Genomic DNA, 12,083 nt, shown 5'->3' on the forward strand with positions numbered 1-12,083 from the left:
GGGGATACTTTGCCTTGGCCGGTTTGGTCGTGTTGCTGCTGCCGGTGGTGATCCTGCCATGGGAGGGGCGGCGTACGCCCAGTCTGTTCCTGGCATCGCTGGGAGCGTGCGGATTGCTTGTGCAGTTCCTGGGCGGTGGCCTCGGCGCGCTGATGGGCGGTGCGGTGACGGCGCTCGCGGTGCTGGTGCTACTGGGTCTGGTGACGACGCTGTTGCGCGGACGGATGCGGCTGCGCATCCTGACGGGCGGGCAAATCAAACTGATGGCGGCCGGGGCGGCCTGGTTAGGGCCGATTAATGTGATTTATATGTTAATTTTAGTCGTGTTGATGACTTTTACGGTTGCTGCGGTCGGGCAACTTCGCCAAACTCATTGCCATCCGCAGTCGGCAGTCATCATCGCTACAGCGATCGTGCTTGCTGCCACTCAGCAATATGCGTGGTCGCTCTATCCGGTTCCCATAGCAGTTGCGTAAGTTAAGTCAGATGGGGATCATGACTTCGAATTGGCGAAACAAGATCGGCTCTTTCTTGAATGCACCGGCACCAGCATCCCGAACGGACTCAGGTCATTCCGATAGCGCTCGAGAAAATGGCATATCGGGCGATGAATCTTTCGAGCCAATAGATGAACCTTCATCCATTTTGGCAAAGCCTTTGCCGCTTCCCCCGGAAAAGTCGCACGTCGCCTCCGAGCCGGGTGAGCCGGTACTGATCGTTGACGACGATCGAGACTGGTGTCTGGAATGCGCATTCGCGGTGGAGCGGCTGGGTTATGAGGCGCTGATCGCCAACGGCACCGAAGATGCGATGGCGATTTTTATTCAGAACGACGTTTCCGTCGCCATCGTCGATTACAATTTGCCCGAGCGGGACGGCCTTTCGCTGATCCAGTCCCTGACGCAGACGGCAGAGCAGCAAGGCCGGCACTTAAGCTTCATCATGGCGACGGGTTATGCCACCAAGGATGTGGCGATTGGCGCGATGCGGGCGTCAGTGTCCGACTTTCTGGAAAAGCCGATCACCCAGGACCAGTTGCGCCAGGCCCTGCAGCGGATCAAGGGGCAGCGTCCTTCCGCTCCCGCGCGCGACATGCTGCTGGACAAGATCACCGGCCTTGGTGCCGAGCTGCAGCGGCTGGCCCAGCTGATTGACACGCCGGGCAGCGCCCCGACGCCCCAAGTCGCCCCCCAATCCACGCCGCCGCCAGCACCCTCCGAAGCGGCAGAGCCGGTCGAAAGCGATCCGGCGCGGCTTAACCAATACATTCGCGAGCAGCTTCGGCGCGAGGCCAAGCGGCGTGAAATCGGTGGTGGCGAATTGTTCGGCGATCCGACCTGGGCGATGCTGCTCGATCTCCTGCTGGCCAAGATCGAAGGGCGGCGCATTTCCGTTTCCAGCGCCTGCATCGCCTCGGGCGCACCGATGAGCACCGCGCTGCGCCTGGTACGCCGGCTCGTGGGGGAGGAAGTCCTTTGTCGCATCCCTGATGAACATGATCGCCGTCGCCATTTCCTGATTATCAATCCGAAATTCGAGCAGCCGTTGATGGACTATATAAACGATCAACTGCGCCAGCCCGGTCGGCGTGGCTGACCGTTCCGGCGATTGTCGGCAGTTCCGCTTCCAGCAGCCTCAACAAACTATCCAGTGTGGTCGCCTGATGGCGCATGGGGTGAAAGCCCCGTGGAAGAAACGCGAAACTGCCCAGTTGTTTGACGATCCGGCCCATCGGCCTGCCTTTGACGCTTACGATCAGGGCGTGCGGCGCTGCTTCGAATGAAAAGACGGGATGGTCGGGAGGCGGAGTCACGGCTTTCTCGTGGGACTGACGTTTCATCCTGAATTTGCGCGGCGGCCATTCTGAAGACAATGACAAGCGGAACCAGAGCGGTTCTTTGAAACGGGAATTAGCGCCATCCGATCTCCGGTGAGGATTACGAGAGCGACGACCGTGAGTGATACGCCCGTGGACAATCGCGGCGGTTCGGGCCACTCAGGCCGCGATTGAAGACAAGGCGGATATGATGACGTTCACGGCGAAGATCCTACTTCTGGGCTCGGGCGAACTGGGGCGCGAATTTGCGATTTCGGCCAAGCGCCTCGGCTGCGAAGTGATCGCGTGCGACAGCTACGATGGGGCGCCCGCCATGCAGGTCGCCGATGCGCGCGAGGTGTTCTCGATGCTGGATGGCGACAAGTTGCGCGAGGCCGTGGAGAGGCACCGCCCCGATTTCGTGGTGCCTGAAGTAGAAGCGATCCGCACCGAAGTGTTGGCCGAACTGGAAGGTGAGGGCGTGACGGTGGTTCCTTCCGCCCGCGCCACCGTGATGACAATGAACCGGGATGGCATCCGCGAAGTCGCCGCCGTGGAACTGGGCCTGCGTACTTCGCGCTACCGCTACGCCGAAACCTTGGAGGACGTGCGCGCTGGGGCCGAGCATACGGGGCTGCCATGCGTGATCAAACCGGTCATGTCGTCCTCGGGCAAGGGGCAGAGCACCGTCCGCAGCGCCGATGAATTGGAGACCGCCTGGAATTACGCCGTCGCCAATATGCGTGGCGACCGCGCGCGCGTGATCGTCGAGGAGTTCATCGCATTCGATTACGAGATCACGCTGTTGACGGTTCGCACGCGTGAAGGCGTGGTGTTCTGCCCGCCGATCGGGCACCGGCAGGAACGCGGTGATTACCAGGAAAGCTGGCAGCCTGCCGCGATGTCGGACACGGCGATCGCCGCCGCGCAGGACATGGCCCGCAAGGTGGTGGACGATCTGGGCGGATACGGCCTGTTTGGTGTAGAATTCTTCGTCAAGGGTGACGATGTCATCTTCTCCGAACTGTCGCCACGCCCGCACGATACCGGCATGGTGACGCTGATCTCGCAAGGGCTGACCGAGTTCGACCTGCATCTGCGCGCCATCCTGGGCCTGCCGATCCCGAACGTGCCTTTCCACGGTCCCTCCGCCTCTGCGGTGATCCTGGCAGACCGCAATTCGGACAGCCTGCGGTATGCCGGTCTTGCCGAGGCGCTGGCGACGCCCGGCGCCGAGGTGGACTTGCGCATTTTCGCCAAGCCCACCTCGCGGCCCTATCGTCGCATGGGCGTGGCTCTGGCGCGTGCGGATAGCACGGATACCGCCCGCGCCACCGCGGCCCAAGCCGCATCGCGTGTTCGGATCGACTACGGCGATTGACACCGCCGCGCATGGGATAGCGCGATGACAAACTGTTGCGGCGTTGCGATTTTTTTTGACCTTTGCAGCCGCGCGGTGTGAGCCTTTCCCCAGGCTCGCGCGGCATGGCGCGGGTGATGGAGAGGCATTCGTAATGGCAGGCATGAAATCCCTGCGCCTGTCTGCCTATGCCGCCGTTCTGGTGGTGGCGATCGGCCTTGTGCAGGCGATCGCCAGCGTCTCTTTCTACCGCTCGATCGATGCGCACACCCTGCGGGAGGATCACGCAAGGCGCGTGGCCGAATTGCTGGTGGTGAGCGAACGGGTGTTCCAGTCGCAGCCGGAGGCCACGGCGCGAGTGATGACATCCAACCATTTGCAGGTGGCGGTGGCGACGCGGCCCTCGGTATCCCGACAAGCCGCCAGTGACGAGTTGACGGATCTCGATGCCCAGATCCTGCGGTGGGAGCCGTCGCTCGCGGACAAGGCGATCCACCTTGCGATCGTGCGCACGCAGGCCGATCGGCGGGATTTTATCGGGTCGATGCAATTGGCCGATGGGCGCTGGCTGAACTTCCAGTCGCAGGATATTTCATCGATGTGGCCGATCGCGCTGCGGGCCACGTGGATGACGGTGGTGACCGCAGCGGTGTGCCTGGCCCTTGCCTTGGTGGCGTTGCGCGTACTGACGCTGCCGCTGCGGCGGATGACCCAGGCGACGCGGATGATCGGCAGTGGCCAGCGCGTGGCGATCCGCGAAACCGGCCCCACGGACTTGCGCAATCTGGCGCATTCGATGAACGAGATGCAGGATCGCATCGCGCACCTGGTGGAGGATCAGGCCCGTTCGTTCGAGGCGATCGGGCACGATCTGCGCACGCCCCTGGCGCGCCATAAGGTCGCGGCCGAACTCGTCGAGGATGCGGAGCTTGGGGCTTTACTGCTGGGTAGCGTGGCGGAGATGGAGGCGCTGCTGGATTCGCTGCAGTCTTTCCTGCGCGCCCAGCACTTGCGTTCCGATCCCGAGCGTGTCGATCTGGCGGAATTGCTGCAAGCGTTAACGACGCCGATGGGCGATTGTGCGCGGCTGGATTGTCCGTATGAGGCTGTGGTTCGAACCTATCGTGAGCCGGTGCAACTAGCCTTGTCGGCACTGGTGGAGAACGCGTGTCGCTATGGGCAGCAGGCCCATATCACGGTTCATAACAGGGCAGGCGCGTGGACGGTGATCATCGCGGACGATGGGCCCGGAATACCCGATCGCCACTTCGAGGACGTTCTCGAGCCGTTCTTCCGGCTCGACGAAGCCCGCGGACGGACGACCAGGGGCTTTGGCCTCGGTATTCCCACGGCACACCGGCTGCTGGCGCGGTTCGGTGGCGGGCTTTCGTTCAGCCGCGGTGAGAACGGTGGCCTGATCGTTACCGTGAGGCTGCCGGTCGCGAATTGAACGGCCTGTCTCTGCTGACGCTCGTTTGGTGGCACAACGTAACACGTTCATCCCCGAAACAGGAATGCTGCGACACATTGGCACATCGACTTTGGAGATGTGTTATCATGAAAATCAAGACGATAGTGGCCGCCGGCCTGCTGGCGATCCTGGGCACTTCGGCTACCGCAGAGGCACATGACTGGCGGCGGGACCGTGATCATCATGGCCGGCATGATCGGCGTGACTGGCGCGGGGATCACCGCGATTGGCGAGGGAGCCATCGGGATTGGCGAGGCGATCGGCGCGATTGGCGCGGAAATCGCGATTACTGGCGGGGCGATCGGCGCTGGGGTTACAACGATGGCCGCCGCTGGGATCGGCGCGGCAACCGCTGCTGGACCGAATGGCGGCACCATCGCCAGATCCGTGTCTGTCGCTAAGACCGCAATAGCGCGCGGTTAGCGCGTGAAACGAGTAGGGCGCCCGGATCACTCCGGACGCCCCCTCGGCGAACGTCGCCGCTCTGATTAGAGCGAGTAGTACATGTCGAATTCGACGGCCGAAGGCGTGGTTTCCCAACGCAGCACTTCGGGCCACTTCAATTCGAGGTAGGCTTCGATCTGGTCGACGGTGAAGACGCCGCCTTCCAGCAGGAACGCGTGATCGGCCTGGAGCGATTCCAGCGCTTCACGCAGCGAGCCGCAGACGGTCGGCACTTCGGCCAGCTCGGCCGGGGGCAGATCGTACAGGTTCTTGTCCATGGCTTCGCCCGGGTGGATCTTGTTCTTGATCCCGTCCAGACCGGCCATCAGCAACGAAGCATAGCACAGGTAAGGGTTGGCCATCGCGTCGGGGAAACGGAATTCCACGCGCTTTGCCTTGGTGCCCGAGCCGTAGGGGATGCGGCACGATGCCGAGCGGTTGCGGGCCGAGTAGGCCAGCAGCACCGGCGCCTCGTAGCCCGGCACCAGACGCTTGTAGCTGTTGGTGGTCGGGTTGGTGAAGGCGTTCAGCGCCTTGGCGTGCTTGATGACGCCGCCGATGAAGTACAGGCAGGTGTCCGAAAGACCGGCGTAGCCGTTGCCGGCGAAGGTGTTTTCGCCGTTGTTCCAGATCGAGATATGCGTGTGCATGCCCGATCCGTTGTCCTTCATGATCGGCTTGGGCATGAACGTGGCCGTCTTGCCATAGGCCTGCGCGACCATCTGCACGACATACTTGTAGATCTGCATGCGGTCCGCGGTGGTGACCAGCTTGCCGAAGGTCAGGCCCAGCTCATGCTGCGCGGCGGCCACTTCGTGGTGGTGCTTGTCGCAAGGCAGGCCCATTTCGAGCATGGTGGTGACCATCTCGCCACGGATGTCGGTGCAAGGATCGACCGGAGCGACGGGGAAGTAGCCGCCCTTGGCGCGCGGGCGGTGGCCCAGGTTGCCGCCTTCGTATTCCTTGGCGGTGTTGGTCGGCAGCTCGATATCGTCGATCTTGAAGCCGTTGCCGTCGTAACCGTCGTAGAACTTCACGTCGTCGAACATGAAGAATTCGGCCTCGGGGCCGACGTACACGGTGTCACCGAAGCCGGCCGACTTCACGAACGATTCCGCGCGCTTGGCGGTCGAGCGCGGGTCACGGCTGTAGAGATCGCCGGTCGAAGGCTCGACGATGTCGCAGAACAGGATCAGCATCGGGGTGGCGCTGAACGGATCGACATAGACCGCATCGAGGTCGGGCTTGAGGATCATGTCGGACTCGTTGATGGCCTTCCAGCCCTCGATCGACGAACCGTCAAACATCAGGCCGTCTTCCAGCTCATCCTCGCCGAGGACGGTGGAGACCATCGTCAGGTGCTGCCACTTGCCCTTGGGATCGGTGAAGCGAAGGTCGACCCACTCGATCTCTTCGTCCTTGATCCGCTTGAGGACGTCCTTTGCACTTGCCATGAGCACTTATCTCCGAGGTTATTCTTCGGCTTCCCGATCCATGGGCCCGAAAGAAGCTGGGGGTCAGTTGGGATAATCCGGGACTTTCCCGGCCCCCCGGCCGGTATGGTCCCGATCCGGACGGGCCGGATGGAATGGGTCAGAACGCCGGCCTGGATACGCCGGCGGCTGAATCAAAGCGCGGCGTCATCCCGCTCGCCAGTGCGGATGCGCACGACGGTTTCGATGGGGACGACGAAGATCTTGCCGTCGCCGATCCGCCCGGTCTGCGCGGCTTCGGCGATGGCCTCCACCGTGCGTTCGGCCAAGCTGTCCGGCACGACGACTTCCAGCTTCACCTTGGGCAGGAAGTCCACCACATACTCCGCGCCGCGATAAAGCTCGGTATGGCCTTTCTGGCGGCCAAAACCCTTGGCCTCGGTAACGGTGATGCCAGAGACCCCGACTTCGTGCAGCGCTTCTTTCACTTCGTCCAACTTGAACGGCTTGATGATGGCTTCGATCTTTTTCACGCTGCCTCGTTCCTTGCATCTGGCCGAACCGCATCCCCGCGATACGGGCTCAACCTTATGCCTTGCGCGCGATCTCATCAAGAATCGTGCCAGGCGGATGCCAGCGTCCTAGGCTCTTTACGCCCATGCGAAAAGACCGGAAACACGCGTTTTCTTGCGCAGAATTATCGTGAAACGCTTCGTCGGGTGCGGGATGCGGGTCGGCTGTGATCAATAATGAGGCAGCGTTGCCTGATTGTTAGGCAGTCAGGGGTTCGGCCCGCCATCCCTGACACGCCATTCCCTTGACGCTTGGTAAACCGACAGCGCCGGTGACGGGTTCCCGCCTGCGCGGAAATGAAGAAGGAATGAGGGAAGCGGCGGCGTGGCTGATTAGCGCCCAAGGCTCGGCTTAAAGCCGCAGGCCTGCTGTCTCGTCCAAGCCGGCCATGAGATTAAGGTTCTGCACCGCCGCGCCGCTTGCCCCCTTGCCGAGGTTGTCGAGCCGAGCGATCAGCCGCGCCTGCGAGCCGTCGCGCGCGCCGAACACCATCAGTTCCAGCGTGTCGACCGGCTCCATCGAGCCCCGCAGCAACAGTTCGCCCTCTTCGGCTTCCAGCACGCGAACGATCGGGCTGCCGCGATAGGCCTCGGTCAGACTGGCCAGCATGGCATCGGGAGCCGCCGCCAAAGGCATGGCCGCCAACTGTAGTGGAACTTCCACCAGCATGCCGCGATGGGCGGGCACCACGGCCGGGGCGAACAGCGGTGCGTGGGCCAAGCCGACGTGCCGCTGCATCTCGGGCACATGCTTGTGATCCATCGCCAGGCCGTAGGCGCGATAGGCAATGTCGGTATCGTCTTCGAAACGCGCGATCATCGCCTTGCCGCCGCCCGAATAGCCAGACACGGCATGGCAGATATAAGGCCAGTCCTTGGGCAGCAGCCCGGCGCTGACCAGCGGGGCAAGCAAGCCGATGAAGCCTGTGGGGTAGCAACCCGGATTGCTGACGCGCCGCGCCGATGCCACGGCCTCCCGCCCGATCACTTCGGGGAAGCCATAAGTCCAGCCGATCGCCGTACGATGTGCGCTGGAGGCGTCGATCACGCGGGTCTTGTCATTGCGGATCATCGCCACCGCGTCACGCGCGGCGTCATCCGGCAGACACAGGATTACGAAGTCCGCATCGTTCAAGGCTTCGGCGCGGGCGGCGTCATCCTTGCGGCGTGCCTCGTCCAGCGTGATCAGCGCGAACTCGGAACGGCCCGCCAGTCGCTCGGCGATTTCCAGACCAGTGGTGCCCACGGCGCCGTCGATGAAGACAGAAGCGGTCATGCGGCATGCTCCAGATCGGCGATGGCCACGTAACCGACCAAGCCATCGTGCTCCACTTGCCCCCAGGCCCAGGCACCGGCAATATCCAGCACTTCGAACAGGGTACCGTGCGCCAGCGTGGCGATCAGGTCCGCCGTGTCGCGGGGTTGGCTGCGCAACACGGTCTCCGCCTTGGCACGATGCGGCATCGGCACGGCATAGTGCGGCACGAAGCATTGCCCGGCCAGCTTGATATGCGCCAAGTCACCGCGCACGGCGAGATGGCCGGGATCACCCGCGCGGCTGGGTCCGCTGAGCGCCAGAAACCGCTCGGCGATATCCGGATGCGTGGGAGATGGCTCGAGCGGCAACGGGCAGATAACTCCGAAAAAGCGAAGGGGCGCGCTTAGACGGGTCGTGCCCGCTCCGCAAGTTGGCGCGGATCAGGCGCTGTAGCGTTTGCGCAACATATGCCAGGCCGCACGCAGGCCCAAAGCATCTCCCCCCTTGGGTCGGCCCGGCTTTGCCGATGGACGCCAGGCGAACGTATCGAAGTGGGCCCAGTCGATCCCTTCGGGCACGAAGCGGTCGAGGAACAGTGCGGCGGTGGTCGCTCCGGCAAAGCCACCGGTGCCCGCATTGTTGATATCGGCGATGTCCGATTTCAGGAATTCGCGATAGCCATCGTAGAGCGGCAGGCGCCAGCAGGGATCGTCCACCGCGGTGCCGGCGTCGATCAGGGCGTGCGCCGTATCGTCCAAGCGAGCGAAAAGGGCGGGCAGGTCTGGTCCAAGCGCCACTCGTGCGGCTCCGGTCAACGTAGCGAAGTCGATCATCAGTTCCGGCTTGTCTTCGCCTGCGCGAGTCAGGGCGTCACCCAGCACCAGACGGCCTTCTGCATCGGTGTTGCCGATCTCGACCGAGATGCCCGCGCGCGATCGCAGCACGTCTCCAGGGCGGAAGGCGTTGCCCGCGATCGCGTTTTCTACCGCCGGGACCAGCACGTGCAGCCGCACCGGCAGGTTGGCGTCCATCACCAGTTGCGCCAGCGCCAGGGCATGCGCCGCGCCGCCCATGTCCTTCTTCATCAGCAACATGCCCGAGGACGGCTTGATATCCAGCCCGCCGGAATCGAAGCATACGCCTTTGCCGACCACGGCCACGCGCGGGTGCGCGGGATCGCCCCACTCGATCTCGATCAGGCGCGGCGCGTGGCTGCGCGCGGCGGCACGACCGACCGCATGGATCATCGGAAACTCGGTCTGCAGCGCATCGCCGCGAGTCACGCGCACGACCGCGCCGTGCGGTTTGGCGATCGCCTCGGCGTGAGCCTCCAGATCGGTGGGGCCCATGTCCTCGGCGGGCGTGTTGACCAAATCGCGGACCAGGGCGGTGGCGGCGGCTTCGGCCAGGATGCCGTCGATCGCCTTTGGCTGGCCGGTCAGCAACGTCCGTGGCCCTTCGGGCTTGGGGTCGGACAAGTATCGTTCGAACCGGTACTGCGCGCTCACCCAGCCCAGCAGCGCGGCGCCGGGCTCTGCGGAGGCCAGGCGATAGGTGCCGGCGGGCAACGCCTGCGGCAGCTTGGCGAGGCACCAGGTGGACAGCGCGTCGGCCTTGGCGACGCCGGTTACGACCGACCAGCCATCACCTTCCGGCAGGATCGCATGGCTGCCTGCCTCACCGGCAAACCGCTGTGCTTCCAGCGCCGCGCGCTGGGGAACCGTGCGGCCCTTTAGGAATTCCTCAAGTCCATCCTTCGTGATCAGGTGGATGGCGATAGCCTGCTGGCCCTTGTCGGCCTGGATCAGCGTTTCTTTGTCGTTCATCAATCTGATCTTAGACCGCCCTTTGTCATCAGCGCGAGTGGAAAACGATGCAGCGCAAACTCCTTCCCACCCTGACCCTCATGACGCTGGCGGCGATTCCCCTGGCCGCTTGCGACGCAACGCCCACCGCGCAGCAGGCCGGCGCCAGCCCCGCCGCTACCGCCACGGCAAGCGCGCAGCCTGCGCCCACCGCATCCGCCACCGCCGTCGCGGTTTCCGCTGCAGGCCGGGCGGAGAAGGTCGATAACGATCTATACGAATTCGAATACAGCTACCCCGGCAAGGCTGCGGCGATTCCGGACCTCAAATCCTTGCTCGACAAGAAGCTCGCCACCGCCCGCGCTGAGTTGGAGGCCGGTTCCAAGGCGGATCAGGTGGAAGCGAAGAAGAGCGACTATCCTTATCGCCAGCACAGCAGCAGCGCCGAGTGGAAAGTGGTTACGGACCTGCCGAACTGGCTGTCTCTGTCCGCCGAGGGCTATGAATACAGCGGCGGTGCGCATGGCCAGACGTTCTACCAAAGCCTGCTGTGGGATCGGCGGCAGAACATGGCGCGTGATCCGTCCGACCTGTTCTACAGCAAGGCGGCGCTGGGCAGCGTGATCCGCGATGCCTTCTGCGACGCGCTCGACAAGGATCGCGCCAAGCGGCGGGGCCAGCCGGTGAACCGCAACAGCGGTGATGAGTTCGACAAGTGCATCGATCCTTCGGAAAACACGATCATCCTGGGCTCTACCAACGGCAAGACGTTCGACCGGATCGGCATCCTGGTCGGGCCTTATGCCGCCGGTTCCTACGCCGAGGGGACGTACGAGATCACCTTGCCGGTGACGGCGCGTGTGATGGGCTCGGTCAAGCCGGTGTACCAGGCCGATTTCAGCGTGCGGAAGTAACGGCCCGCACCCGCTCGCATTTTAGGGCGAATGGGGCTATATCCCCGGCATGACCGAATACCAGTTGATCGAAGCCGACGATACCGTCCTGCGGGATGGCACTATCAAGCTCCATGGACCCGACGGGTTCGAAGGCATGCGCCGCGCCGGGCGGCTGGCCGCCGAAATCCTGGATGAGATCGCGCCGATGGTGCAGCCGGGCGTCAGCACCGCCGCCATCGATGACAAAGTGCGGGAAATGACCCTGGCGGGCGGCGCGGTGCCGGCAACCATGGGCTATCGCGGCTATGCGCATTCCTGCTGCATCTCGATCAACCACGTCGTGTGCCACGGTATCCCGTCGGAAAAGACGCTGAAAGACGGGGATATCGTCAACATCGACGTTACCCCGCTGCTGGACGGATGGCATGGCGATTCCAGCCGCATGTATCTAGTCGGTGATGTGCCGCTGAAGGCGCGGCGGCTGGTGGACGTCACCTACGAGTGTCTGATGATCGGTATCGACAAGGCCAAGCCCGGCGCGCGGTTGGGCGATATCGGCGCGGCGATCCAGGCTTATGCTGAGCAGAACCGGTACGGCGTGGTGCGCGAATTCTGCGGTCACGGCGTCGGACGCCTGTTCCACGATGCGCCCGAAGTGGTCCACGCCGGACGGGAGGGCACCGGGCCCGAACTGAGGCCGGGGATGTTCTTCACCATCGAGCCGATGATCAACCTGGGCAAGCCGCCTGTGAAGATGCTGGCCGATGGCTGGACGGCGGTGACGCGCGACAAGTCTTTGTCAGCGCAGTTCGAGCACTCGATCGGCATCACCGAGGATGGGTGCGAGATTTTCACGCTGAGCCCCAAGGGCCTGCACAAGCCGCCTTACGCCTGATATCGATCCTGGGTCGTTGTCTTTAGGCGGAGGCGGGCACCCGTCCCGCCCGAGCGTTTAAGGGCGAAGTGGGTGCGGCCTTTAAAGCTGCTTTTCGTCGTGGCGGAAATGACGAAAAAGGCAGCGCGCTATC

General features: G+C 63.5%; 13 protein-coding genes. 8 read left to right on the top strand and 5 right to left on the bottom strand.

The window, feature by feature from the left end:
- Positions 1–14: 14 nt before the first annotated feature.
- The 6 genes from GGR39_RS04265 (at position 15) to GGR39_RS04290 (ending at position 5,070) form a co-directional block, all read left to right on the top strand.
- On the top strand, positions 15–476 hold the full coding sequence (locus GGR39_RS04265; RefSeq protein WP_183616044.1) for a hypothetical protein: 462 nt from the start codon (positions 15–17) through the stop codon (positions 474–476).
- A 181-nt stretch (positions 477–657) separates the two neighbouring features.
- Positions 658–1,596 carry a response regulator gene (locus GGR39_RS04270; protein WP_246388320.1) on the top strand — a complete coding sequence of 313 codons (939 nt, stop codon included), beginning with the start codon at positions 658–660 and terminating at the stop codon, positions 1,594–1,596.
- Entirely contained in the window at positions 1,589–1,783 is a 195-nt protein-coding gene (locus GGR39_RS04275) for a hypothetical protein (RefSeq protein WP_183616046.1), read from the top strand. The genes GGR39_RS04270 and GGR39_RS04275 overlap by 8 nt, the downstream gene beginning before the upstream one ends.
- 244 nt (positions 1,784–2,027) lie before the next feature.
- Positions 2,028–3,197, top strand: coding sequence for a formate-dependent phosphoribosylglycinamide formyltransferase (gene purT, locus GGR39_RS04280; protein WP_183616047.1), 1,170 nt, complete (start codon positions 2,028–2,030; stop codon positions 3,195–3,197).
- Positions 3,198–3,330: 133 nt separating this feature from the next.
- The gene (locus GGR39_RS04285; RefSeq protein ID WP_183616048.1) at positions 3,331–4,626 is read left to right on the top strand and encodes a sensor histidine kinase; all 1,296 of its coding nucleotides are present in this window, start codon (positions 3,331–3,333) and stop codon (positions 4,624–4,626) included.
- A 177-nt stretch (positions 4,627–4,803) separates the two neighbouring features.
- On the top strand, positions 4,804–5,070 hold the full coding sequence (locus GGR39_RS04290; RefSeq protein WP_183616049.1) for a hypothetical protein: 267 nt from the start codon (positions 4,804–4,806) through the stop codon (positions 5,068–5,070).
- 65 nt (positions 5,071–5,135) lie between these two features.
- On the opposite strand, the gene glnA is transcribed toward GGR39_RS04290, so the two are convergent.
- The 5 genes from glnA to GGR39_RS04315 all read right to left on the bottom strand — a co-directional run bounded on the left by glnA (position 5,136) and on the right by GGR39_RS04315 (position 10,180).
- The gene (gene glnA, locus GGR39_RS04295) at positions 5,136–6,545 is read right to left on the bottom strand and encodes a type I glutamate--ammonia ligase (protein ID WP_058735259.1); all 1,410 of its coding nucleotides are present in this window, start codon (positions 6,543–6,545) and stop codon (positions 5,136–5,138) included.
- Between the two features lie 173 nt (positions 6,546–6,718).
- Positions 6,719–7,057, bottom strand: coding sequence for a P-II family nitrogen regulator (locus GGR39_RS04300; protein WP_058735258.1), 339 nt, complete (start codon positions 7,055–7,057; stop codon positions 6,719–6,721).
- A 391-nt stretch (positions 7,058–7,448) separates the two neighbouring features.
- Positions 7,449–8,372, bottom strand: coding sequence for an N-acetyl-gamma-glutamyl-phosphate reductase (argC, locus tag GGR39_RS04305; RefSeq protein ID WP_058735257.1), 924 nt, complete (start codon positions 8,370–8,372; stop codon positions 7,449–7,451).
- Positions 8,369–8,722 (bottom strand): SH3 domain-containing protein, encoded by a 354-nt coding sequence (locus GGR39_RS04310; protein ID WP_246388322.1) that lies wholly within the window; start codon positions 8,720–8,722, stop codon positions 8,369–8,371. The genes argC and GGR39_RS04310 overlap by 4 nt, the downstream gene beginning before the upstream one ends.
- Before the next feature lie 72 nt (positions 8,723–8,794).
- Positions 8,795–10,180 (bottom strand): leucyl aminopeptidase family protein, encoded by a 1,386-nt coding sequence (locus GGR39_RS04315; RefSeq protein ID WP_183616050.1) that lies wholly within the window; start codon positions 10,178–10,180, stop codon positions 8,795–8,797.
- A 47-nt stretch (positions 10,181–10,227) separates the two neighbouring features.
- On the opposite strand from GGR39_RS04315, the gene GGR39_RS04320 reads away from it, so the two are divergent.
- Together GGR39_RS04320 and map are read left to right on the top strand one after the other, a co-directional pair.
- Positions 10,228–11,073, top strand: a complete 846-nt coding sequence (locus GGR39_RS04320) for a DUF4163 domain-containing protein (protein WP_058735254.1) — start codon at positions 10,228–10,230, stop codon at positions 11,071–11,073.
- Between the two features lie 49 nt (positions 11,074–11,122).
- Positions 11,123–11,950, top strand: coding sequence for a type I methionyl aminopeptidase (gene map / locus GGR39_RS04325; RefSeq protein WP_183616051.1), 828 nt, complete (start codon positions 11,123–11,125; stop codon positions 11,948–11,950).
- Positions 11,951–12,083: the final 133 nt, after the last annotated feature.

The organism is Novosphingobium fluoreni (assembly GCF_014196615.1).
GTDB lineage: Bacteria > Pseudomonadota > Alphaproteobacteria > Sphingomonadales > Sphingomonadaceae > Novosphingobium > Novosphingobium fluoreni.